Origin of the sequence: Alkalilacustris brevis, assembly GCF_003350345.1 — a bacterium.
Taxonomy (GTDB): domain Bacteria; phylum Pseudomonadota; class Alphaproteobacteria; order Rhodobacterales; family Rhodobacteraceae; genus Alkalilacustris; species Alkalilacustris brevis.
Window position 1 is genome coordinate 1 of sequence record NZ_QNVJ01000018.1, and the last position, 23,018, is coordinate 23,018.

Consider the following 23,018-nt stretch of genomic DNA (forward strand, 5'->3'; position numbering starts at 1 on the left):
TTCCTCGTTGCCGCGCCCGGCGGCCAGCTCGGCAAACTGCAACACCTGTGTGCGGTCAAGCCGCGGCAAATCCGAGAACAGCGCGATCATCCGGGCATAAAGCGCGAGCCCGTCGAGATTGGCCATCCGGATAGCCTCGCCCACCGAGCCGCCGGAAAGCGCGGCCAACGCAGCGGGGTCGCCGCCCGGCTCGATCTGCGCGGCGCGCAGCGCGGTTTCCATCGCGGCCGGGTCAAGCGTTCCCAGCCGTAACTCGCGACAGCGCGAGCGGATCGTCGGCAAGAGCCGCGCGGGCTGATGGCAGACCAGCAGCAATGTCGCGCCGGCGGGCGGCTCTTCGAGCAGCTTCAGCAGCGCGTTGGCGGCGTTCGGGTTCATCTCGTCGGCGGCATCGACGATCACCACGCGGCGCCCGCCATCGGCCGCGCTCATCCCGAAAAAGCCTTGCAGGCGGCGGGTTTCCTCGACGGTGATGACGGTTTTCAGCCGGGCAGGCTTGCGCTCGTCATCCCAGGCGCGGCGCAAAAGCAGCAGGCGTGGCTCGGAAAGCGCGGCCACGCGGCGAACCACCGGGTGATCGGCCGGCACATCCAGGCTGGCCGGGGCGGCATCGTCGCCGAACAGGCCATCCCCTGTCGACTCAGGCGTGGCCAGCAGGAAACGCGCGATCCGCCAGGCCAGGGTGGCCTTGCCCACGCCGCGCGGCCCGGTCAGCAGCCAGCCGTGATGCTGCCGCCCGCTGTTGAACGCATCGAGAAAGGCGGCCTCGGCGGCCTCCTGCCCGACAAGGGCAAGCGTTTCGCGCGGATGCGGCGCGCCCTCGACGCGGTCGGGTTCGGGCAGATCTTCGATTTCGCGTGGGGCGCGGCTCATGCCGGGGCCTGTGCGGCGATATAGGCGGCGGTCAGCGCGGCGATCTCGGCGGCAATGATTTCTGGCGCGCGGGCGGCGTCGATCAGGCGGCAGCGTTCGGGATACTCATGCGCGATGGCCTGGAACCCGGCGCGCAGACGGTGCTGGAAGGGCAGGCCCATTTCCTCGAAACGGTCCTCGCCCGAGCCACGCGCCAGCCCGCGATGCAAGGCTGCCTCGGGGGCCATGTCGAGGATGAATGTCAGGTCCGGCTCGCGCCCGATGAACTGTGCGTGCAGACGGTCGACCAGCGCACGCAAGTCGCCCCGCGCCAGCCCCTGATAGACACGGGTGGAATCGGCGAAGCGGTCGCACAGCACGATCTTGCCGGCCTCAAGCGCGGGCAGGATGGTCTTTTCAAGATGGTCGCGCCGGGCGGCGGTGAAAAGCAGACACTCGGTTTCGCCCGACCAGCGCCCCGGATCGCCCTGCACCAGCAGGTTGCGGATTTCCTCGGCCCCCGTGGAGCCGCCCGGCTCGCGCGTGAGGCAAGGCGCGTGGCCGTCTGACCGCAGGCGTTCGGCCAGAAGCTTGATCTGCGTCGATTTTCCGACGCCGTCGATCCCCTCGAAGGTTATGAAAACCCCGCGCGCGGCCATCGCTCAGGCCCCCGCGTCCGCGCCCGCGCCGATCATGCGCTGAAACAGAACCTGTGCCGCCGTGCGCAGGCGCACCGCAAACCCCCCGGCGGCAACATCCGATTCCGCCACCAGCGGGATGCGTCGCTCGGGTTGGTCGGGCAGTTGCACCACCAGTTCGGCCAGTTGCTGGCCGCGCGTGACCGGCGCCTGGATGGGGCCTTGATAGATCACCTCGGCCGCGGGCGCGTCGGGGGCCGAGGCCGGAAAGAGCAGTCGCACATCCTCGGCCGCGACCAGCCCGACCCGCGGCGCCTCGCCCAGCCAGACATCGGCCTCGGCCACCTGCTGCCCGGCGTCGAGCACCTTGCGCTCGACGAACTGGCGAAAGGCCCAGTTGATCAGGCGCTCAGCCTCTTCGGCGCGCTCGCGCTCGCTGTTCAGCCCGGTAATGACGAACGTCACCCGCCGCGCCCCCTGCTGCGCCGATCCGACCAGGCCGAAACCCGCCTCCGATGTGTGCCCGGTCTTGAGCCCGTCCAGCCCGATCCCGGCATCCAGCAGCGGCACCCGGTTGTTCTGGGTGATGTCGTTCCAGGTGAATTCCCGCTCGGACAGGTAGGGGTAATAGTCGGGAAACTCTTCGATCAGCCGCTGTGCCAGGATGGCCAGGTCGCGCATGCTCATTCGGTGTTCGGGGTGCGGCCAGCCCGAGGCATTGGCGATGGTGGTCTGGTTCATGCCCAGGGCGCGGGCGCGTTCGGTGGCGAGGCGGGCAAAGGCCTCTTCCGATCCGGCCAGCCCCTCGGCCACCACGACCGAGGCATCATTGCCCGACAGCACTGCGATGCCGCGGATCAGATCCTCGGCGGTGGGGCGGTCGCGTTCGTCGACGAACATCTTGGAGCCACCCATCTGCCGCGCCCGGCTCGAGACGGTAAAGGTGGTGTCCATGTCGATGCGTCCGTCATCGACGGCCTCGAACAGCATGTTCAGCGTCATCAGCTTGGACATAGACGCGGGCGGAAGCGGCACATCGGCATCCCTGGAAAGCAGCACCGTGCCGGTATTGTGATCGACGACATAGGCCGCCGTCGCGCGGGTCTCGAACGCACTTGCCGGCAATGGCAGCGCAAGGGCCGCGCCCAGGGCAAACGCAAGGGCGGGCAGGTGACGACGGAAACTCTGGATCATGGCTGCGGAAGTCTCCTCGGCAGGTTCTCTCGGGTCTGTGCGGCGGCGCCGGTATCAGCGCCGCACGGCATAGGCATCGGTAAAGCCAAGCGCCTTGACCTTTTCAAGCAGGGTCGCGCGTTCTGACGCGTTGCGCGCAGGCCCCACGACAACCCGCCAGAAGGTCGCACCCTGGCTGGCTTCTTCGCGCAGGGTGGGCACCATACCCTCGCCCCGCAGCATGTTGCCGGCGCCTTCGGCATTCGATTTCACGCTGAAAATGCCGATCTGCACATAGGGCCGGTCCAGGCTGGAAGGGGCTGGAGCTGTGGCCGGGGCGGCATCATCGGCCGGCGCGCTCGCGGGGCGGGCCTGCGGGGCGGATTCGCCGGCGCCCGGCGCCTCAAGCGTGGTGCTTTCGATGGCGGCGGTGGCGGCGGCGGCAACCTGCTGAGCCTCGCCTTCCGCCTCGGGCCGGGCGGGCGGCTCTTCCGGGGTTTCCTCGCGGCGCAGCGCGGTAACGTTGAGCTGCGCGGGCTGGCCGGCCAGCATTCCCAGCGTCGCCGCCGCATCCGACGACACCTGCAAGGGCGGCCCCGGCAGCTCGCGCTCGCGCCGGAATAGCGCGCCGATCACGAAACTGCCGTTGGCTTCGTTACGGATGATGACGCGCTCGGGGTCGGTCGCAGAAGGGTGTGCCACCCAGACCCCGCCCAGCGAGGGGCGGCCGTCCCACAGCCCCTGGTCGCTGACCTGAAAGACCTCGGGCGCCTCCACATCCCGCTCCACCATGCGAACCGAGCCGGGCGCGCCGTCTTGTGCGGTCGCACCCTCGGCGCCGTCGCCACCGCCGAACGGCAGCGCGAATTCGCCGTCCTCGCAGGCGCTCAGCGCCAGCAGAATTCCGCCAAACAGGGCCAGCCGCCCGATTCCCGCCTTGGTCATATCCGCCCCCTCTGGTTGCACGGTTCATGCGCCGTGCTGGCCAATCAACTGCTCAATCTTCTGCCCTGCCGGCCGGTCCGGCCATTTCTCCGGCCCTTGCAGCCTTGCTGTCGCCAGCAATTCGCGCGCAGTCTACCGCCAGCACGCCCGCATGGGAAGGCCGCAGCCGCCGCGGCCTCACGCCGGTCGGGTCACGTTTGCGTCGGCGCGCCGCGACAGGTCAGCGCCCGCCGAGCAGCCGCGCGGCATCCGGCGCGAAATAGCTCAGCACCCCGTCGCAGCCCGCGCGCTTGAATCCCAGCAGGCTTTCCAGCATCGCGGCTTCGCCGTCGATCCAGCCGCGATCGGCGGCGCCGCGGATCATCGCGTATTCGCCCGAGACCTGGTAGGCGAAGGTCGGCACGCCGAAGGCGTCCTTCACCCGGCGGCAGATATCGAGATAGGGCATCCCCGGCTTGACCATGACCATGTCGGCACCCTCCATCAGGTCGCGCGCCACCAGCCGCAGGGCCTCGTCCGAGTTGCCGGGGTTCATCTGGTAGGTCTTCTTGTCGCCCTTGAGCGCGCCGCTGGCACCCACCGCATCGCGAAACGGGCCATAAAAGGCGCTGGCGTATTTCGCCGAATAGGACAGGATCGCCACATCGCGGTGCCCGGCGGCTTCCAGCGCGTTGCGCATCGCACCGATGCGGCCATCCATCATGTCGGATGGGCCAAGGATGTCGGCGCCGGCCTCGGCCTGTGCCAGCGCCATGCGCACCAGCGCCTCGACCGTCTCGTCATTGACGATCTCGCCATTGATCACGAACCCGTCATGCCCCTCGCTGTTATAGGGGTCGAGCGCGATATCGGTCATCACCGCAAGCTCCGGCAACTCGGCCTTGAGGGCGCGAATGGCGCGGTTGGTCAGGTTGTCGGGGTTCCAGGCCTCTTCGCAGCCCGGCGTCTTGAGTTCGGGGTCGGTATAGGGAAAGAGACAGATCGCCGGAATGCCCAGATCAAAGGCCGCGCGCGCGACGTCAAGCAGCCGGTCGAGGCTCAGGCGTGACACGCCGGGCATCGAGGGGATCGGCTCGGCCAGGTTCTCGCCTGCGCGCAGAAACACGGGCAGGATCAGATCGGCCGCGGAAAGCCGGTGCTCCTGCGCCAGGTCGCGCAGCGCGGCGCTCCGGCGCAGGCGGCGCAGGCGGGCGGCGGGAAAGGGGGCGACAGTGGCACGCATGGCGGAATCCTCGGCAGGGCTGTGGCTTTTGCTGTTGCGTGCCACGAGTGGCGGGATATCACAAGTATGGGCATCCCGGCAGGGGGGCGCTATCTTGACGCCGAAATGCAGTTCGTGGGGGGCGATGTGGTCTGGTACCAGAATGTCATTGAGCTGATCGACATGCGATCTTTCTCGAATGTCTGGTACTGGATCGTGGTGGCGGTGATGTGGTCGTCGCTGAGCCATTTCATCATGGGGGTGCCGTTCGACATGGTCACGCGCGCGCAGCGCCATGGCGGGCAGGCGATGGCCGATCTCGACGATATCGTGCGGGTCAACGTGAACCGGCGGCTGCATGTGGTGAAGGTTTCCGGACTATGGCTGGTGGGCTTCGTGACCGCGGGCCTGACGATGTTGGGGCTGCTTGGGTTCCTCTACGGTATCCGGTTCGGGCAGGCGCTTTTTTTGCTGATGGCGCCGGCCAGCCTGATCGGGCTGATGGGGGCAAACCTGGCCGCACGCATCGCGCGCGAGGATCTTTCGGGCGAGGCGCTTTGCCGCTGCCTCGCCCGGCACCGTTTCAAGGTGCAGCTGATCGGCATGGCCTCGATCTTCGTCACGGCGATGTGGGGCATGTGGCAGAACATGAATGTCAGCGCGTTGAGCGGCTGAGCGCGCGAGCGGTTGACATCCCCGGCAGGCGGGGTAGGTCAGCCGCCATGCCCGAGAACCCGACATCCCGACCACCCGCGCGCATCCTTCTGGGCGGCGCCCCCGAAGGCTATGACGCGCAACTGCTGGCAAACGAGCTGGCGCGCAGCCCCGCCGGGTGCGTGGTGCATGTCGCGCGCGACGACAAGCGGCTGGAGGAGATGCGCGCGGCGCTGGCCTTTTTCGCGCCAAAGGCGGTGGTGTTCAGCTTTCCTGCCTGGGATTGCCTGCCCTTCGACCGGGTGTCGCCCAACGCCAGCACCGCCGCCGCGCGGATGGCGGCGCTGGCGGCGCTGGCGCATGGGGTGCCGGGGCCGATCATCCTGCTGACCACGCTCAATGCCGCCAGCCAGCGTGTGCCGGCGCGCGCGGTGATGCGCGAGGCCAGCTTCCGCGCCACGGTCGGTGCGCGCATCAACGAGGCTGCCTTGCGCGCCTTTCTGGTGCGGATGGGGTTCTCGCCCGCGCCCACTGTGACCGAGCCGGGCGATTACGCCATTCGCGGCGGCATCATCGACATCTATCCACCGGGGCAGGCCGGGCCGATCCGGCTGGACCTGTTCGGCGATGTGCTGGACGGCGCGCGCCGCTTCGACCCCGCCAGCCAGCGCACCACCGAGCGGCTTGACCGTGTGGAGCTTGCGCCGGTCTCCGAGGTCATTCTCGATGAGGCGGCCATCGCCCGCTTTCGCCAGAATTACCGCGCCGAGTTCGGCGCCGCCGGCAGCGACGATCCGCTTTACGAGGCCGTCAGCGCCGGGCGCAAGCATCAGGGGATGGAGCATTGGCTGCCCTTCTTCCACGAGCGGCTGGAGACGCTGTTCGATTACCTGCCCGGCGCCAGCGTGATGCTGGACGACCAGATCGACGCCGCCCGCAATGCCCGATGGGAGGCCATCGCCGATCAGTACGATGCGCGCCGTGAGGCGATGAGCGCAAAGGGCCGGGTCGATACCATCTACAAACCCTGCCCGCCGGAATTGCTGTATTTGGACGATACCGCCTGGGCCGGGGCACTTGCGCCGCTCCGGGTGCTGGCGGCCAGCCCTCTGCCGCAGCCGCCGGGGCCGGGCGTGCTGGATGCAGGCGGGCGGATCGGGCGCGATTTCGCCCCTGAGCGGCAGCAGGAACACGTGAATGTATTCAGCGTTCTGTCGGATCATGTTCAGGTTTTGCGCAAGGGCGCAAATGTCGTCATTGCCAGCTATTCGGCCGGCGCCTGCGAGCGTCTGGCCGGGCTGCTCGAGGATGAAGGGCTTTCCGGCACCCGCAGGATCGAGGATGCCCGCGCGTTGGCCGAATCCGGCAAGGGCGATGTCTTTCTGACGGTCTGGCCGCTGGAGCACGGTTTTACTGCGCCGGGGCTTGCGGTGATCTCGGAACAGGACGTGCTGGGCGACCGGCTGATCCGCGCCCCGCGCAAGCGCCGGCGGGCCGAGAATTTCCTGACCGAGGCGCAGGCGCTTTCGCCCGGCGACCTGGTGGTGCATGTCGATCACGGGGTGGGGCGCTACACCGGGCTGGAAACCATCACCGCCATGGGCGCGCCGCATGAATGCATCGCGCTGGAATATGCCGGCGGCGACAGGCTTTACCTGCCGGTCGAGAATATCGAACTGCTCAGCCGTTTCGGCCATGAGGAAGGGCTGCTCGACAAGCTGGGCGGCGGCGCCTGGCAGGCGCGCAAGGCCCGGCTGAAGCAGCGCATCCGCGAGATCGCCGACAAGCTGATTCGCATCGCCGCCGAGCGCCACCTGCGCAGCGCGCAGGTGCTGACCCCCCCGGATGGGGCCTGGGATGCCTTCTGTGCGCGCTTCCCCTGGGCCGAGACCGACGACCAGCTTGCCGCGATTGCCGATGTGCTGGGCGATCTCGATCGCGGCACCCCGATGGACCGGCTGGTGGTGGGCGACGTCGGCTTCGGCAAGACCGAGGTTGCCATGCGCGCCGCTTTCGTTGCGGCGATGGCCGGGGTTCAGGTGGCGGTGATCTGCCCCACGACGCTGCTGGCAAGGCAGCACTTCCAGAGCTTTTCCGACCGCTTCCGCGGCTTTCCTCTGAAACTGCGTCAACTGTCGCGCTTCGTCTCGGCCAAGGCGGCGGCGGAAACCCGCGCCGGGCTGGCCGATGGCTCGGTCGATATCGTGATCGGCACGCATGCGCTGCTGGCCAAGGGGGTGAAGTTCAGGAACCTCGGCCTGCTGGTCATTGATGAAGAACAGCATTTCGGCGTTTCCCACAAGGAACGGCTCAAGGAGATGCGCTCGGACATTCACGTGCTCACGCTGACGGCAACGCCGATCCCGCGCACGCTGCAGCTTTCGCTTTCGGGGGTGCGCGACCTCAGCCTGATCGGCACGCCGCCCATCGACCGGCTGGCGATCCGCACCTATGTCAGCGAGTTCGACGCCGTGACCATCCGCGAGGCGCTCTTGCGCGAACGCTACCGCGGCGGGCAGAGCTTTTTCGTGGTGCCCCGCGTGGCTGACCTGCCCGAGATCGAGGAGTTCCTGCGCGAGCAGGTGCCGGAAATCCGCCATGTGGTGGCGCATGGCCAGATGGCGGCGAGCGAGCTGGATGACCGCATGAATGCCTTCTACGATGGCAAGTTCGATGTCCTGCTGGCCACCACCATCGTGGAATCGGGGCTCGATATTCCCACCGCCAACACCATGATCATCCATCGCGCCGACATGTTCGGGCTGGCGCAGCTGTATCAGATCCGGGGCCGGGTGGGGCGCGCCAAGACGCGCGCCTATTGCTACCTGACCACGAAACCGCGTGCGCCGCTCACGCCGCAGGCGGTGCGGCGGCTGCGGCTGCTGGGCAGTCTCGACAATCTGGGCGCGGGATTCACGCTGGCCAGCCAGGACATGGACCTGCGCGGCGCCGGCAACATCCTGGGCGAGGAACAGTCGGGCCATATCCGCGAGGTCGGCTATGAGCTTTACCAGCAGATGCTTGAAGAAACCATCGCGCGGCTGAAAGCCGGCGATCTGGGCGAGCCGGGCGCCGGCGATGGCGAATGGTCGCCGCAGATCAATCTGGGCGTGCCGGTGATGATCCCCGAGGATTACGTGCCCGACCTGGATGTGCGGCTGGGGCTTTACCGGCGGCTTTCGGGGCTGACCACCAAGGTGGAGCTGGAAGGCTTCGCCGCCGAGCTGATCGACCGTTTCGGCCCGCTCCCGCGTGAGGTGAACACGCTGCTTCTGATCGTGCGGATCAAGGCCACCTGCAAGCGCGCCGGCATTGCCCGGCTCGATGGCGGGCCCAAAGGCGCGACGATCACCTTCCATCAGGACCGTTTTGCCAACCCCGCCGGACTGGTCGAGTTTCTGCAAGATCAGAATGGCCTGGCGAAGATCCGCGACAACAAGGTGGTGGTGCGCCGCGACTGGGCGCGCGAGGCCGACAAGATCAAGGGCGCCTATGCCATCGCGCGCGATCTGGCGGCAAAGGCGAAAACGGCCTGATGGGCAGGGTGGAGAAATGGGTCTGGAAATCTTCTCGTGTTCTATCGTCGCTCATAGTCTTTTTTCAGAACGGTAATTCGGATATGTTCGTAAAATCTGGCAAGGTTTGAAAGGTAATGAATGGAATATACTTTAACGCCAGTTACAAGATTAACATCGGAACGGCGGAATATTTTCTGCGCAGCCCGCGCAGATGGAACAATACGATCAAAAGGAGGAATCAAAAAACGTCTACCGTTCTTTCGCTTCTGATAAATTTTTCCACCGAAAGTACGTCGAGTCTTCAGAATAACATCTGATACCTTGCTTCTCATTGGATGTTCTACATAAGCTTCCTTAGAGAAACCTATCTTAAACCCATGTTTATGTGCCCTGTTACAAAACTCAAAATCTCCACCTGACATTCTGTGAGGGTCGAACGGACCGATTTCATCAACCAAGCTCCTACGCGCAAAAAGATTAGCTGTTGCCGCAACATTATTACTGATAACATAATCTTTTTGGTTTATATTAAAGATATGATCATACAACTCCACCGCACTAGGATTAGCTCCCCGACAAACAGGGCGAACGTCACCTCCAAGCAGGTGGAAACTATGATTGCTATCAAAAAATTTAATACCCTCTTCAAGCCAGTTCACTGAAGGAACGCAGTCTGCATCTGTAAATGCAAGTATATCACCCACCGCCATTTCAATGGCCGCGTTGCGTGCAGCGTACGACCCCGGGGTGGGCGCCGGAATTATACGCGCATTATCTGGAATTCTTAACTCAGCAGGGGGATTTTCTATAGGGTCATTATTGGAAACAATAATTTCGAAATCTTTTGCGGGAATAGTTTGCCTTTCAAGCCTTGAAAGACATATACTTAACCGTTCCCAGTCACGAAAATTTGGTATGATCACGCTAGCTTTCACCCCATCCCTCCTTGCAGTATTTTTCTTATTTTCGCCCACCGTGACGGCTTATCCTTTGCATAGGACGTCTGGGAGAATGCGCCAATCATCCATCGAAGGTGGGGCCTATAATCAAGGTTTGGAGCAATCTCGAAAACAGCGAGGCGCCCAACTTTTTCTATAGGCTCCGCTAGTTTTTCAACAATGTGATATTTAGGGCGATATGAATAGTCATCAATAACGATAGTTATCGGCTTCATTGTCTTCATGACTGCGGCTGCGAAGCAAGCCACACGAAATCTTCCATCAATTAAAATTAAATCTGGATGTTTAAATGTCGTGCGTTCCCAAATTGACAAAGGGTATTCGTGATATATCTCAAACGCATCACTTGAAATGGGCTTGCCCCAACTTCCAACTTTTCCAATGTTGGAAAAATGAACTTCAACATTTTTCTCTAAGTTTTCTCTCTTAATTTCTCCTCGGACCATTTCAGCCCAAGAGAGATCACTTTCGACAGAATAAATTTTCTTTCCCAGTCTTCCGGCCAACAAGGTTGATCCGCCGCTTCCATATTCTAGAATAATGTTGCTCTTGGAAAACAGCTCAGTAATCTTCTCAGCTTCCATATCTGGAAAACTCAGAGGGATATTCACACTTCTTCCTGAAGTTTGTGACTTTTCTTGGGTCATTTTGAGGTGGCCATGAGCTTGGAATAGAATTTCTTGGGCAGGGGAAAGTTATGATTATCTGGCTTGCAGCAAGAGGTCAACCAAGGACAAGTTTGAGTCAACGGTTGCATCGCCGTAGTGGTTAGCTTTTCGCCTCGGTTCATACTGATTACGTTGCTCATCAAGGCTTTTCCACACCCTTCAGAAAAACGCCTGCAATCCGGTCTGCGCGCGGCCCAGGATCAGCGCGTGGATGTCATGGGTGCCTTCATAGGTGTTCACCGTTTCAAGGTTCACCATGTGGCGGATCACCTGGTATTCCTCGGAAATGCCGTTGCCGCCGTGCATGTCGCGGGCCATCCGCGCCACATCGAGCGCCTTGCCGCAATTGTTGCGCTTGATCAGGCTGATGATCTCGGGCGCGGCGCGGGCCTCGTCCATCAACCGCCCCGCTTGCAGCGCGGCCTGCAGCCCCAGCGCGATCTCGGTCTGCATGTCGGCGAGTTTCTTCTGGAACAATTGGGTCTGCGCGATGGGCCGGCGGAACTGCTGCCGGTCCAGCCCGTATTGCCGCGCGGCGTGCCAGCAAAACTCGGCGGCGCCCATCACCCCCCAGGCGATGCCATAGCGCGCGCGGTTGAGGCATCCGAACGGGCCTTTCAGGCCTTCGACACCGGGCAAAAGCGCATCTTCGCCGACCTCGACGCCATCCATGACGATCTCGCCAGTGGTTGAGGCCCGCAAGCTCAGCTTGCCCTCGATCTTGGGCGCGGAAAGCCCTTTCATGCCTTTTTCCAGCACGAAGCCGCGGATCTTGCCGTCATGGGCCTCGGACTTGGCCCAGACCACAAAAACATCGGCAAAGGGGCTGTTCGATATCCAGGTCTTTGAGCCGGTCAGCCGATAGCCCTTGGCGGTTTTCTCGGCGCGGGTCTTCATGCCGGCCGGGTCCGATCCGGCATCGGGCTCGGTCAGGCCGAAACAGCCGATCAGCGCGCCCGAGGCCAGACCGGGCAGATATTTCTGCCGCTGTTCTTCGCTGCCATAGGCAAAGATCGGATACATCACCAGCGAGCTTTGAACCGACATCATCGAGCGATAGCCGGAATCCACCCGCTCGATCTCGCGCGCGACCAGGCCGTAAGCCACGTAAGACGCGCCGATGCCGCCGTATGCCTCGGGCAGGGTCACGCCCAGAAGGCCCATCTCGCCCATCTCGCGAAAGATCGCCGGGTCGGTCTTTTCCTCGCGATAGGCTTCAAGCACGCGCGGGGCGAGGGCGTCCTGCGCGTAAGACCGGGCCGAGTCGCGGATCATGCGCTCCTCTTCCGACAACTGGTCGTTCAGGCGCAGCGGGTCTTCCCAGTCAAAGCGGCCCAGGTCGGGGGCGTCCTTGGCTTTGAGCGGTGAATTGGTCATGGGGTGTTTCCTTTGCGATCAGATCGGCAACTGGGCGCGCTGCCCGCCATTTCTGTTGCATTCTGCCCCTTTGGCGGGCTTGGGTAAAACGGGAAATGCTCACCAGGTCATGACAAAAGGGAATGACATGCTGCCGCGCCGCTATCTGCCCTCGCTCAGCCAGCTTTGCGCCTTCGAGGCGGCCGCCCGGCTGGGCAGTTTCACCCGCGCGGCGCAGGAACTCGACCTAACACAAAGCGCGATCAGCCGGCAGGTGCGCGCGCTGGAGGATCAACTTGGTGCGGCCCTGTTCGAGCGTGACCGCCAGCGTGTCGCCCTGACCCCCCAAGGCGAAGCCTACGCCCGCGAAATCCGCGCCGGGCTGCGCCAGATCGGCAATGCCTCGCTGAACCTTGCGACCAATCCGGGGGGCGGTGCGCTGACGCTGGCGATGCTGCCGGCCTTCGGCACCCGCTGGCTGGCGCCCCGGCTGGCGAAGTTTCTGAACCAGAATCCGGGGGTCACGGTCAACCTGACCACGCGGATGGACCGCTTCGATTTCGACACCGAGCAGATCGACGCCGCCATCGATTTCGGCCGCCAGCCGCGCGCGGGGCTCGATTCGCAGTTCCTGATGGAGGAGCGCGTGATCCCCTGCGCCGCGCCCGGCCTGGCAGAGCGGCTGGTCCTCGCCGCACCGGCCGATCTGGTGCGCGCGCCGCTTTTGCACATGGCGCCGCGTCCGCGCGCCTGGGCGCGCTGGTTCGCGGCGCAGGGGGTCGAGGCCGCGCCACCCGCCGGCGTGATGTTCGACCAGTTTGCCACCATGGCGCAGGCGGCGATGCACGGTCTGGGCGTGGCACTGTTGCCCGATTTCATGGTCGGCGACGAGGTTCAGGCCGGGCGGCTGGCCCCGGTTTTCGATCTGCCGGTGACAAGCGTGGGCGCCTATCGTCTGACCTGGCCCGCCGCGCGCGCCTCCTACCCGCCACTGGTCGCATTTCGGACCTGGCTTGTGGATGAAATCGCAGGCAATGGGCCGCGCCGCGGGGCCTGACCCGACAGGCGGGAATGGCGCGCCAGGGGCAGAAATTGCAATGGCACAGGCGATATGTCGGTTTCGCACCACATGCGACGCAATCGGGCCATGCAGGCGCGGGAAATCCGCTGCAATCTGCGCATGATTTGACCGGGATCGCAGCGGAGGTCATCCGAATGAACGACATCGCAACAGGCCGCCGCGCACGCGGCGGGGGTGGCGCGGCACGCAGGGCCGCACGCACGGCCGTCATCCTGGAAACCGCGCGGTTCATCACCCGCAACATCCCCGATCTCGAAATTCTCGATGTCGAGGCGCTCGAGATCATCGAGGCCAATGCCGAAACCCTGCTTGAGGAAATCGGGGTAAGTTTTGTCGAGAACCCCGCCGCGCTGGATCGCTGGCGCGAGGCAGGGGCCGATGTGCAGGGCGAACGCGTGCGCTTGCCGCGCGGCCTTGCGCGCAAGCTTTGCGCCACCGCGCCCGGGCAATTCACCCAACACGCCCGCAACCCTGAGCGCAATGTCGAGATCGGCGGGCGCGGCCTGGTGCTGGCCCCGGTTTACGGCCCGCCCTTCGTGCGCGACCAGGCCGGCGGCCGGCGCTATGCCACCATGGAGGATTTCCGCAATTTCGTGAAGCTCGGCTACATGTCGAAATGGCTGCACCATTCGGGCGGCACGGTCTGCGAGCCCACCGATATCCCCGTCAACAAGCGGCACCTCGACATGCTGCTGGCGCATATGACGCTGAGCGACAAGCCCTTCATGGGCTCGGTGACGGAGCCTTCGCGCGCGCAGGATTCGGTCGAGATGGCCAGCCTGCTGTTCGGCGAGGAGTTCGTGCAGGCCAACACGGTGATGACCTCGCTGATCAACATCAACTCGCCCCTGACCTTCGACGGGGTGATGATGGGCGCGCTGGAAACCTATGCGGCGGCCAATCAGGCCTGCATCATCTCGCCCTTCATCGTGGGCGGCGCGATGGCGCCGGTCAGCGTGGCGGGCACGCTGACGCAGGTGCTGGCCGAGGTGATGGCCGGTGTGGCCTATGCGCAGCTGATCCGCCCCGGCGCGCCGGTGATCTTTGGCGCCTTTGTCACCTCGATCGACATGAATTCGGGCGCGCCCACCTTCGGGACGCCCGAGGCCGCGCAGATCACCTATGGCGCGGGGCAACTGGCGCGGCGGCTGGGGCTGCCCTACCGATCGGGCGGGGCGTTTTGCGGCTCCAAGCTGCCGGATGCGCAGGCGGGATACGAGTCGGCCAACAGCCTGAATGTCGCGCTGCTGGCGGGGGTGAATTTCATGCTGCACGCCTGTGGCTGGCTGGAAGGGGGGCTTGTGGCCTCGTATGAGAAATTCGTCATTGATGCCGACCAGCTTGGCGCGCTGCACCAACTTGCCCGCGGCATCGACATGAGCGAGAACGGCCAGGCGATGGACGCCATCCGCGAAGTCGGCCCCGGTGGGCATTACCTGGGCTGTGCCCATACCCAGGCCAATTTCAAGTCCGCTTTCTGGCGCTCGGACCTGCTGGATTACAAACCCTTCGAGACATGGGACGAAGCCGGCGCGCGCGACACCCAGGCGCTGGCCGCCGAACGGGTGGCGCGGCTGCTGCGCGATTATCAGGAGCCCACGCTTGACCCGGCCGTGCGCGAGGCGCTGGAAGAGTATGTGACCCGCCGCAAGGCGGCCATGCCCGACGCCTTCGGCTGAAAACAGGGGCCGGGCGGCCCTGACACTGGCCTGTCTCAGGCGCAGTCCTCTTGCAGCGGGGGCTGCGCGGGCGGGCGCAGGCGTAGGGGCAGGGGGTGAACCCGGCTGGCGGGGCGGCGGGTGGCGGTTGCTGCGCGCGGGTACTCCGGGCGCGCGGCCCCAGGTTGACGCGTGGTGCGATCCTCCGGGGCGGCCAGAAGGCTGGCCTCGGCCATCAGCGCGATCATCAGTTCGACATGGCGCGCGACACGATAGGCCGGATCGCCTGATTGGCGCTGCGCCTCGCTGTGCGCCTCCATCTCGAACAGGCGCGCGACGATCTCGTCTTGCAGCGGGGTCTGACCATTTGCCGCGCTTGTCAGGTGCAGCCGTTGCAGGACCTGGGTGCGGCGATACTCGGCCAACCCGAAGCGGGCGGCCCGAATCAGAAGCTTTGGGCGGCGCAGTTTCGCGATCTTGTTGTGCAGGCAGGGCATGATGGCTCCTTGGTTGTTCCAGGGCAGATTAAACAACCTATGCGGGTGTTGCGCCTGGTCCGGCCGCTGCGCGCGGAGGTTTCAAAACAGTTTAGGAAATCGAGACAATTATGCGCTGATCGACGGTTCTTTAACTATCCGGTAACGATTGCTTCGCACTTTCAGTGCCATCCGGTGCGCATTGCGAGGCAGCGATCAGGGGCGCGGCATGACGGCAAATATCCGGGAAATCCAGAAACTTCCGGGATGGGTGCCCGAGGCCGTGCGGCTCTATCTGTGGCATACCGAGGCGGTGTGCCGCTCAGGGCGCTGGCCCGCGCGCAGGGCTGCCACCCCTCGACCGTGCTGCGCCGGGTCCGCCGTTACGAGAGCCGTCGCGATGACCCGCTGGTGGACGAGGCGCTCGACATCCTTGGTCGGCGCCGCGCAGCTTCCGGGCCTGACGGCCCGCGGGCGGCGCAGGCCGGGGCGGGCAGTTCAGGCCAGCCAGACAAGGATGACTCGGACATGACGGCACAAATGCAGACCGATACCGCGCAGATTTGCGATGGCGCGACGATCACGCGCGAGGCGCGGCGCATCCTGCGTCGCCTGAGCGAGGCGGGCACCATCCTGGCGGTCGCGCCCGGAATGGAAAAGGCCGTGGTGCTCAGGGAAACCCCGGATGGCGCGAACACCCGCCTGGCGGTGGTGGGGCGCGACGTGGCACGCGCCTTCGCGCTCAAGGACTGGATCGCCTGCCGCCGCTCGGGGCGGGTGTCCGCATATGCGATCACGCCGATGGGGCGGGCCGCGCTCAAACGTCTGCTGGCCGAGGACGGCGGCGCACAAGGCTGCGCCGAGGCGCCCATGCCCTTTGCCGACCAGCACCGCGATTACCAGCCGCGCAGCTACGCCACCCATGAAGGCGTGGCCGAGCGGCTGCGTTGCAACATGGCGGAATCGCCCGTCGCGATGCTGGCCCGGCGGCGCGACCGGCAGGGGCACGCCTTTCTGTCGCCCGAACAGGTCGCCGCCGCCGAACGCCTGCGCGAGGATTTCGAGCTTTCCCAACTGGGGCCGAGGATGACCCAGAACTGGGACGGTTTCCTGACCGGCGGCATCCGCAGCGATTTCGCTGCCGGCGATGGCCCGGCCAGGGGGGTGCGGGACGCCCGTGCGCGCATGGCCGCCGCGCTGCACGATCTGGGGCCGGGGCTGGGCGATGTGGCACTGCGCTGCTGCTGTTTTCTGGAAGGGCTCGAGGCAACCGAGCGGCGCATGGGCTGGTCGGCGCGCTCGGGCAAGATCGTGTTGCGGATCGCGCTGACGCGCCTTGCTCGCCATTACCAGGAGGCCGCAGGCACGCGCCTGCCGCTGATCGGCTGACGCGGCGGGCCTGCGCGCCCCGCGTCGACCGCGCCGACCGCGTCAGCTGTCGCCGCGCGCGGCCTCGATCACGCGCTGCATCCCTTCCAGCGGCAGAAAGCCACGCACCAGCTGCACTTCGGTCACGAAGGTAGGGGTGCCGTTGATCTGCAGCCGCGCGGCGAGGGCGCGGTTGCTGTCGATCACCCGGCTCACGGCGGCGCTGTCCATGCGCGCCTCGATCGCGGGCAGGTCAAGGCCGAGGTCACGGGCGATCTGCGCGCGGGACGCCGCCACCGGCGGGCCGGCAAGCTCCAGCAGCCGGTCCATCACGGCGGCATAAGCCTCGTCGCCCGCGCTTTGCAGAACGGCGATGGCAAAGCGCGAGGCCTGTTCCGACTCCGGCCCGAGGATCGGGAACTCCTTGACGACAAAGCGGATATTTCCGTCACGTTCCAGCAGGTCCATCACCTCGGGGTGGGCGCGTTTGCAGAATCCGCAGGAGTAATCGACAAACTCGACCAGCGTGACATCGCCCTCGGGATTGCCACCCACCCAGGAATGATCGTCGTGGAACAGCTCTTGCGCGTTGGTGGCGATCAGGGTCTCGTCACTGGCGGTCTGGGCTTCGGCCTGGCGGCTTTCCAGCCGGTCGATCACTTCCAGCAGGATTTGCGGCTCATCGAGCAGAAAATCACGCACCTCTGCGCGGAAGGCGTCGCGCTCGGCATCGGTCATCGCGCCAATGTCGAATGCCGCGGCGGGCGTGACCAACGCAAGCGCGAGCGCGGCCCCGAGGATGCCTCCGAAAACCGTTTCTCTACCCGTATGGCCCCAACGCATTGCGCAATCCTCTTTGCCTGCTCCTGTCGCGCATACCATCGCAGACGGCACGCCATTGGCAAGGCCGGATGCCGCGCGGTCACGTCCTTGCGATGGGCCCGGCGTAGCGGGATTTGCCGTTTTCGGCCCGCCGGGTTTGCGCTATCCTTGCCGGAAAACAGGGCATGAACAGGCACCATGGGCAGGCAGGCAATCGACATGAAGGTCTTCGGGGCGCTGCAAAAGCTGGCGGCTGTCGCGCTGGCCGCGCTGCTGCTGGCCGCCGGCCCGGCCCGCGCCGAGGGGTTTTCGGCGCTGGCGCATGTGCTGCCCGGCGCATCCGTGCTGGAGGATGCGGCCGGGGGCGGGATCGCGTTTTCGCTCGCGCTCAGCCAGCCGGTGCCTTACCGCATGCATCATCTGACTGAACCGCCGCGCCTCGTGATCGACTTCCGCGAGGTGGATTTCAGCGCCCTGCCGCCGGGCGCCCTGCGGCCCACCGCGCGCGTGCCCGCGTTACGTTTTGGCGCGTTGCAGCCGGGCTGGTCGCGGATGGTGCTGGAACTCGATGGTGCCTATGCGCTGCAATCGGCGGGGATGGACACCGCCGCCCTGATGGCGCGACACCCCGGCGCGGCCCTGCTGACCCTGCGCCTGACCCCCACCGATGCCGAAAGCTTCGCCGCCAGTGCCGCCGCACCCGAAGATGTGCTGTTCGGCGGTGGTCAGGCGAGCCCGCTACCGGCGCCGCGCCTGCGCGGGGAGGGGCCGCTGATCGTGGTGCTCGACCCTGGCCACGGGGGCATCGACCCCGGCGCCGAACGCGACGGATACCGCGAATCCGAGCTGATGCTGACCTTCGCGCGCGAACTCGAGGAGGCGCTCTTGCGTGACGGTGGCTTCACGGCGGTGCTGACCCGCGACGAGGATGTGTTCGTCTCGCTCGAGGCGCGGGTGCGGCAGGCGCGCAAGGCCAGTGCGGATGTGTTCCTGTCGCTCCATGCCGACGCCTTGCCCGGCGGCGGCGCTGCGGGGGCCACTGTCTATACGCTTGCCGAAGAGGCGACCGACGCCGCCGCCGCCGCCCTGGCCGAGCGCCACGACCGCGCCGACCTGCTGGCCGGGGTCGATCTCAGCGCCCAGGACGACCTGATCGCCAATGTGCTGATCTCGATGGCGCGGACCGAAACCACCCCGCGCACCGACCAACTGGCCGAGGCGCTGGTGGCCGGACTGCAGGAGAGTGTAGGCAGGATGCACCGCAAACCCCGGCAGGCGGCGGGGTTCTCGGTGCTCAAGGCGCCCGACATCCCGTCAGTGCTGATCGAGCTGGGCTTCATGTCGAATGCGCAGGACCTGGCCAACCTGACCGATGCGGAATGGCGCGCTGCGGCGGCACAGGGCATCGTTTCTGCGCTGCGCGCCTGGGCGGACGAGGATGCCGCCGAGGCGCCGCTGCGCCGGCGCTGAGCCGCTCGCCGGGATGTGATGGAATTTGCGGCGGAATCCGGCCTGCGGGGCCCGGCGCGGTTTTGACCCCGCCGCGCACCGCGCGTATAAGGTCCGGGCTGCACAAGAGGGTTGCGCGTGCTCAGAGCTTTTCTTTCCTTTCTCGGTGGTCTGTTCAGCTGGATCACACTGGGGCTGTTCTTCGCCGCGCTGACCATCGGCGGCGTGTTCTGGATGTATGCGCGCGAGTTGCCCAATCACGAACAGCTTGCGCAATACTCGCCGCCCACGATCAGCCGCATCTATTCGGGCGAGGGGGTGCTCATGGACGAGTTCGCCCAGGAACGGCGGCTGTTCGCGCCGATCGGCGACATTCCCGATATCGTCAAGGTGGCGTTCATCTCGGCCGAGGACAAGAATTTCTACAGCCATTCGGGCTTTGACGCGCGCGGGATCGCGGCGGCGGCCTACGAGGCCGTGGCCTCGCGGGGGCAGACACTGCGCGGGGCCTCGACCATCACCCAGCAGGTCATGAAGAATTTCCTGCTCTCGGGCGACCGCACCGGCGAGCGCAAGATCAAGGAGATCATCCTCGCCACCCGAATCGAGCAGGTGCTGTCGAAGGATCGCATCCTCGAGCTTTACCTTAACGAGATCTTTCTCGGGCAGAACTCCTACGGGGTGGTGGCTGCGGCGCAGACCTATTTCAACAAGACGCTCGACGAACTTGCGCCGCATGAGGCGGCCTTCCTGGCCGCGCTGCCTCAGGCGCCGTCCAACTATCACCCGGTGCGCGCGCATGATCGCGTGCTGGCGCGGCGCAACTGGGTGTTGGGCCAGATGCACGAGAACGGCTATATCGACGCCGAGACGCTCGAGCACGAGCGCGCCCAGCCCCTGCGCAGCGTGCAGGGCGGCGATTACCCCGCCTTCCGCGAGGGGTTGCCGCCGCGCGACTATTTCACCGATGAAATCCGCCGCCAGCTTTCGGGCACGTTCGGCGAGGATGAATTCTTCGGCGGCGGGCTGTCGATCCGCGCCACGGTCGATCCCGACCTTCAGGCCGTCGCCGCCGTCGCGCTGCAACGCGGGCTGGAACGCTATGACCGCAGCCGGGGCGTCTGGCGCGGCACCGGCGAAAGCCTGCCCGAGAATGTGCTGCGCGACGAGGACAGCTGGCGCGCCGAACTGGCCAGCATGCAGCTTGCGCGCGATATTACCGTGGGCAACCGCTGGCATCCGGCAGTGGTGCTCGAGGTTGGCGATGGCCGCGCCCGGCTGGGCATCGAGGGTGTCGCCGCCGACGAGAACGCGCCACACGACGTTACCGCCTCCGATATGGACTGGGCGCGCGGCGGGCTTTCCAATCTCGAACCCGGCCATGTGGTGCATGTGCGCGCGGTGACCTCCGACAGCGACGGCAGCTTCCAGCGCTGGTCGCTCCGTCAGGTGCCCGAGGTGCAGGGCGCCTTCATGGCGATGGATGTGAACTCGGGCCGCGTGCTGGCGATGCAGGGCGGCTTTTCCTATCAGCATTCGGTGTTCAACCGCGCGACCCAGGCGCAGCGCCAGCCCGGCTCGGCCTTCAAGCCGTTTGTCTATGCTGCCGCGCTCGATTCGGGCTACACGCCCGCCACCATCGTGATCGACGCCCCCATCGAGGTGGAGATCGGCGCCGATATCTGGCGCCCGTCGAACTATTCCGACCGCTTCTATGGCCCGACCCCGGTGCGCGTGGGCATCGAGCTGTCACGCAACCTGATGACCGTGCGCCTGGCCCGCGAGGTGGGCATGGAGGTGGTGGCGGATTATGCCGAACGCTTCGGCGTCTATGACCGGATGGAGCCGTTCCTGGCCAATTCGCTGGGCGCGCAGGAGACCACGCTGCTCGACATGGTTGCGGCCTATGCGATGTTCGCCAATGGCGGGCAGCGGGTGATCCCCACGCTGGTGGATCGGGTGCAGGACCGCTGGGGCCAGACCATCTATCGCCACGACCAGCGCGAATGCCTCGATTGCGACGCCGACGCGCTGGCGCCGGGGCAGGCGCCGCGCATCTCGTCCTGGCGCGAGCGGGTGATGGACCCGGTCACCGCCTATCAGCTGACATCGATGCTGGAGGGCGTCGTGCAACGCGGCACTGCCAGCCGGATAGACCTTCCGGTGCCCATCGCCGGCAAGACCGGCACCACCAACGAGGCCCGCGATGTCTGGTTCGTGGGCTTTTCCTCCAATATCGCGGCGGGTTGCTATATCGGCCATGACCGGCCAAGCCCGCTGGGGCAGGGGGCTTCGGGCGGGGGGATGTGCGCGCCGGTGTTCGAGGAGTTCATGCGCGAGGCCGTAGCCAGGTATGGCGGCACCGAGTTCGCCGTGCCGCCGGGCGGCTATTTCGTCAACATCGACCGCACCACCGGCGAAAGGCTGTCAGCCGATGCCCGCGGCAGCCACGTGGTGGCCGAATATTTCCGGGAAGGGCAGGAGGCGCTTTTCGGCGCCGACGCGACCATCGACGGCGGCTTCGCGATGGGGGAGAATCTGCCGCTCTTTACCGAGATGCCCGACCGGGGCGAGCCGACCACGCCCGAAGGGGGCGACGCCACCGCCGAAGACGGTGACACGCCCACCGCCGAAGGCCCGGCAGACAGCCCCGAAGGCGACGAGGGCCGCGCCGATTTCGGCACGCTCAGCTCCGGCGGGCTTTACTGAACCCTCCGCTGGTCTCGACCCGCGGCACAGCCCCTTCACTGTGAATAAAATATCCTCGCCGAAGGCATCCGTCACCAGCCTGAGGCGGTGACGCCGGCGCCGGGGCACGGGCCGCGCGTTACTGGTCGCCCGGGTCTTGTGGCGTCCACAGATGCGGTTCGGCTATCTCGATAGAATTGCCCGCCGGATCGCGGAAATAGATCGAGCGCGCGCCATTGGGCCAGCGGAAATCCGCCTCGACCCCGACCCCGGCGGCAACAAGCCTTTCACGCCACGCCTCCAGGTCGGGGCCTTCGGCGGCGAGGCACAGATGCCCCGGCCCGCGCGCGCCGTGGGGCGGCACCGGCAGGCGCGGGTTGCCCGGCGGCTCGCTGGTTCGGGCGGGGTTGAACACCAGCACGACGCCCGCGCCGAGCCGGAAGAACACATGCCGGTCGCCCACCCGCACGATCCGCTCCAGCCCGAGAAGCCCGCCATAGAAAGCTTCGGCAGCGTCGAGATCCTCGGCATAGATCGCCGCTTCGAGGATATGGGAGAAACCCGGCTTGTCCATCTGTCACCCGCCTGTCATCGTGATGTGCCAAGGCTTGGCCCGTCGGTGACATCACCGCATCTTGAGAACTTGCCAGCCGACGAAGACGATATATAGTCAATCACGGTGCGGATCGCGCATCAAGGGTGCGACGTGCCGGTGCCGGGGCCGGGATGGCCCGGTGATGCAGACGGGGCGGCGCGACGATGGATGGCGATTTCAGAACGGAGTTCGTGCGCGAGCCGGTCGCGCTCAGGCAGTTTCCGGCGCTGGTGCTCAACGCCGATTACCGGCCGCTTTCGTATTATCCGCTCTCGCTCTGGCCCTGGCAGGAGGCGGTCAAGGCCGCCTGGCTCGACCGGGTGACGATCCTGGCCGAGTATGACCAGGAGGTGCGCAGCCCCAGCACCCGGATACGGATACCCTCGGTGGTGGTGCTCAGGGATTATGTGAAACCGCTAAAGCGCGTGGCCTTCACGCGCTTCAATCTTTTCCTGCGCGACAATTTCTCGTGCCAGTATTGCGGGGCCACGGGCGATCTGACCTTCGATCATGTGGTGCCCCGCGCCCGTGGCGGGCGGACAAGCTGGGAAAACGTGGTGGCCGCCTGCGCGCCGTGCAACCTGCGCAAGGGGTCGAAATCGTTGCGGGCCTCGGGATTGCGCCTGCGCAAGGCGCCCCGCGCGCCCGCGTCGGAAGAACTGCGCAACCAGGGGCGGCGCTTTCCCCCCAATCACCTGCATGAAAGCTGGCTCGATTTTCTCTACTGGGATGCCGAACTCGAAGCCTGAGGGGCAGACGGGCGATGTGCGTGCGGCACGCGGTGGCGCGGGCTCCATTGCGGCGCCCGGCGGATTTCGCTATAGCGTGTTGCGTTGAATTGGACTCATTCATCTCCGACCAGAGGGCATGCGCTCGCCCGAGGTGGGCGCGGATGCGCCCGCCTGGGGGGCGGGCGG

18 protein-coding genes and 1 pseudogene are annotated in these 23,018 nt (G+C 65.8%); 8 read left to right on the top strand and 11 right to left on the bottom strand.

The annotated features are described in order from the left end of the window. The 5 genes from DQ229_RS02430 to hemB form a co-directional block, all read right to left on the bottom strand. Positions 1 to 873 (bottom strand): DNA polymerase III subunit delta' (locus DQ229_RS02430; protein ID WP_114964689.1); only part of this gene is annotated, 873 nt, incomplete at its 3' end. Beyond that, positions 870 to 1,511, bottom strand: a complete 642-nt coding sequence (tmk, locus tag DQ229_RS02435; protein WP_114964690.1) for a dTMP kinase — start codon at positions 1,509 to 1,511, stop codon at positions 870 to 872. The genes tmk and DQ229_RS02430, both read right to left, overlap by 4 nt. A 3-nt stretch (positions 1,512 to 1,514) precedes the next feature. Continuing rightward, on the bottom strand, positions 1,515 to 2,684 hold the full coding sequence (locus DQ229_RS02440) for a D-alanyl-D-alanine carboxypeptidase family protein (RefSeq protein ID WP_114964691.1): 1,170 nt from the start codon (positions 2,682 to 2,684) through the stop codon (positions 1,515 to 1,517). Between the two features lie 54 nt (positions 2,685 to 2,738). Continuing rightward, a complete protein-coding gene (locus DQ229_RS02445) occupies positions 2,739 to 3,608 on the bottom strand; it encodes an SPOR domain-containing protein (protein ID WP_114964692.1) in 870 nt (289 codons plus the stop codon). A 220-nt stretch (positions 3,609 to 3,828) separates the two neighbouring features. After that, positions 3,829 to 4,830 (bottom strand): porphobilinogen synthase, encoded by a 1,002-nt coding sequence (hemB, locus tag DQ229_RS02450; RefSeq protein WP_114964701.1) that lies wholly within the window; start codon positions 4,828 to 4,830, stop codon positions 3,829 to 3,831. Positions 4,831 to 4,896: 66 nt separating this feature from the next. Here hemB and DQ229_RS02455 point away from each other — a divergent pair, with 66 nt between their 5' ends. Then, entirely contained in the window at positions 4,897 to 5,484 is a 588-nt protein-coding gene (locus DQ229_RS02455) for a component of SufBCD complex (protein WP_338014140.1), read from the top strand. 47 nt (positions 5,485 to 5,531) lie between these two features. After that, on the top strand, positions 5,532 to 8,999 hold the full coding sequence (mfd, locus tag DQ229_RS02460; protein ID WP_114964693.1) for a transcription-repair coupling factor: 3,468 nt from the start codon (positions 5,532 to 5,534) through the stop codon (positions 8,997 to 8,999). Positions 9,000 to 9,040: 41 nt separating this feature from the next. Here mfd and DQ229_RS02465 read toward each other — a convergent pair whose 3' ends face one another. The 3 genes from DQ229_RS02465 to DQ229_RS02470 form a co-directional block, all read right to left on the bottom strand. After that, on the bottom strand, positions 9,041 to 9,955 hold the full coding sequence (locus DQ229_RS02465; protein WP_114964694.1) for a glycosyltransferase family 2 protein: 915 nt from the start codon (positions 9,953 to 9,955) through the stop codon (positions 9,041 to 9,043). Beyond that, positions 9,913 to 10,587, bottom strand: coding sequence for a hypothetical protein (locus tag DQ229_RS16215; protein WP_155326422.1), 675 nt, complete (start codon positions 10,585 to 10,587; stop codon positions 9,913 to 9,915). Before DQ229_RS16215 ends, DQ229_RS02465 begins: the two co-directional genes overlap by 43 nt. A gap of 180 nt (positions 10,588 to 10,767) precedes the next feature. After that, positions 10,768 to 11,985 (bottom strand): acyl-CoA dehydrogenase, encoded by a 1,218-nt coding sequence (locus DQ229_RS02470; RefSeq protein WP_114964695.1) that lies wholly within the window; start codon positions 11,983 to 11,985, stop codon positions 10,768 to 10,770. Between the two features lie 109 nt (positions 11,986 to 12,094). Between DQ229_RS02470 and DQ229_RS02475 the strand changes: the two genes are divergently transcribed. Together DQ229_RS02475 and DQ229_RS02480 are read left to right on the top strand one after the other, a co-directional pair. After that, a complete protein-coding gene (locus tag DQ229_RS02475) occupies positions 12,095 to 13,021 on the top strand; it encodes a LysR substrate-binding domain-containing protein (protein WP_238380933.1) in 927 nt (308 codons plus the stop codon). Between the two features lie 158 nt (positions 13,022 to 13,179). Then, positions 13,180 to 14,724 (top strand): trimethylamine methyltransferase family protein, encoded by a 1,545-nt coding sequence (locus tag DQ229_RS02480; protein WP_114964703.1) that lies wholly within the window; start codon positions 13,180 to 13,182, stop codon positions 14,722 to 14,724. Between the two features lie 35 nt (positions 14,725 to 14,759). On the opposite strand, the gene DQ229_RS16575 is transcribed toward DQ229_RS02480, so the two are convergent. Beyond that, on the bottom strand, positions 14,760 to 15,200 hold the full coding sequence (locus DQ229_RS16575) for a DUF6477 family protein (RefSeq protein WP_202909495.1): 441 nt from the start codon (positions 15,198 to 15,200) through the stop codon (positions 14,760 to 14,762). Positions 15,201 to 15,408: 208 nt separating this feature from the next. Here DQ229_RS16575 and DQ229_RS02490 point away from each other — a divergent pair. Then, a pseudogene (locus DQ229_RS02490) lies at positions 15,409 to 16,568 on the top strand (DUF6456 domain-containing protein). Between the two features lie 42 nt (positions 16,569 to 16,610). Here the strand turns inward: DQ229_RS02490 and DQ229_RS02495 are convergent. Next, complete coding sequence (locus tag DQ229_RS02495) at positions 16,611 to 17,390, bottom strand: DsbA family protein (RefSeq protein WP_114964697.1); 780 nt, start codon at positions 17,388 to 17,390, stop codon at positions 16,611 to 16,613. Positions 17,391 to 17,567: 177 nt separating this feature from the next. On the opposite strand from DQ229_RS02495, the gene DQ229_RS02500 reads away from it, so the two are divergent. Both DQ229_RS02500 and DQ229_RS02505 read left to right on the top strand, forming a co-directional pair. Further along, complete coding sequence (locus DQ229_RS02500; protein WP_238380934.1) at positions 17,568 to 18,839, top strand: N-acetylmuramoyl-L-alanine amidase; 1,272 nt, start codon at positions 17,568 to 17,570, stop codon at positions 18,837 to 18,839. 117 nt (positions 18,840 to 18,956) lie between these two features. Beyond that, entirely contained in the window at positions 18,957 to 21,527 is a 2,571-nt protein-coding gene (locus DQ229_RS02505; protein ID WP_114964698.1) for a penicillin-binding protein 1A, read from the top strand. Between the two features lie 118 nt (positions 21,528 to 21,645). On the opposite strand, the gene DQ229_RS02510 is transcribed toward DQ229_RS02505, so the two are convergent. After that, positions 21,646 to 22,080, bottom strand: coding sequence for a VOC family protein (locus DQ229_RS02510; protein ID WP_114964699.1), 435 nt, complete (start codon positions 22,078 to 22,080; stop codon positions 21,646 to 21,648). Positions 22,081 to 22,265: 185 nt separating this feature from the next. Here DQ229_RS02510 and DQ229_RS02515 point away from each other — a divergent pair, with 185 nt between their 5' ends. Then, entirely contained in the window at positions 22,266 to 22,850 is a 585-nt protein-coding gene (locus tag DQ229_RS02515) for an HNH endonuclease (RefSeq protein WP_114964700.1), read from the top strand. The last annotated feature ends 168 nt before the right edge of the window (positions 22,851 to 23,018 follow it).

Excerpts from the sequence above, each read along its gene's own strand:
- DQ229_RS16575 (WP_202909495.1), bottom strand. The coding sequence starts at position 15,200 with ATGCCCTGCCTGCACAACAAGATCGCGAAACTGCGCCGCCCAAAGCTT.
- DQ229_RS02445 (WP_114964692.1), bottom strand. The coding sequence starts at position 3,608 with ATGACCAAGGCGGGAATCGGGCGGCTGGCCCTGTTTGGCGGAATTCTG.
- DQ229_RS02455 (WP_338014140.1), top strand. The coding sequence starts at position 4,897 with ATGGGCATCCCGGCAGGGGGGCGCTATCTTGACGCCGAAATGCAGTTC.
- hemB (WP_114964701.1), bottom strand. The coding sequence starts at position 4,830 with ATGCGTGCCACTGTCGCCCCCTTTCCCGCCGCCCGCCTGCGCCGCCTG.
- DQ229_RS16215 (WP_155326422.1), bottom strand. The coding sequence starts at position 10,587 with ATGACCCAAGAAAAGTCACAAACTTCAGGAAGAAGTGTGAATATCCCT.
- DQ229_RS02500 (WP_238380934.1), top strand. The coding sequence starts at position 17,568 with ATGGGCAGGCAGGCAATCGACATGAAGGTCTTCGGGGCGCTGCAAAAG.
- DQ229_RS02440 (WP_114964691.1), bottom strand. The coding sequence starts at position 2,684 with ATGATCCAGAGTTTCCGTCGTCACCTGCCCGCCCTTGCGTTTGCCCTG.
- DQ229_RS02515 (WP_114964700.1), top strand. The coding sequence starts at position 22,266 with ATGGATGGCGATTTCAGAACGGAGTTCGTGCGCGAGCCGGTCGCGCTC.
- DQ229_RS02480 (WP_114964703.1), top strand. The coding sequence starts at position 13,180 with ATGAACGACATCGCAACAGGCCGCCGCGCACGCGGCGGGGGTGGCGCG.
- mfd (WP_114964693.1), top strand. The coding sequence starts at position 5,532 with ATGCCCGAGAACCCGACATCCCGACCACCCGCGCGCATCCTTCTGGGC.
- tmk (WP_114964690.1), bottom strand. The coding sequence starts at position 1,511 with ATGGCCGCGCGCGGGGTTTTCATAACCTTCGAGGGGATCGACGGCGTC.
- DQ229_RS02470 (WP_114964695.1), bottom strand. The coding sequence starts at position 11,985 with ATGACCAATTCACCGCTCAAAGCCAAGGACGCCCCCGACCTGGGCCGC.
- DQ229_RS02510 (WP_114964699.1), bottom strand. The coding sequence starts at position 22,080 with ATGGACAAGCCGGGTTTCTCCCATATCCTCGAAGCGGCGATCTATGCC.
- DQ229_RS02495 (WP_114964697.1), bottom strand. The coding sequence starts at position 17,390 with ATGCGTTGGGGCCATACGGGTAGAGAAACGGTTTTCGGAGGCATCCTC.
- DQ229_RS02475 (WP_238380933.1), top strand. The coding sequence starts at position 12,095 with ATGACAAAAGGGAATGACATGCTGCCGCGCCGCTATCTGCCCTCGCTC.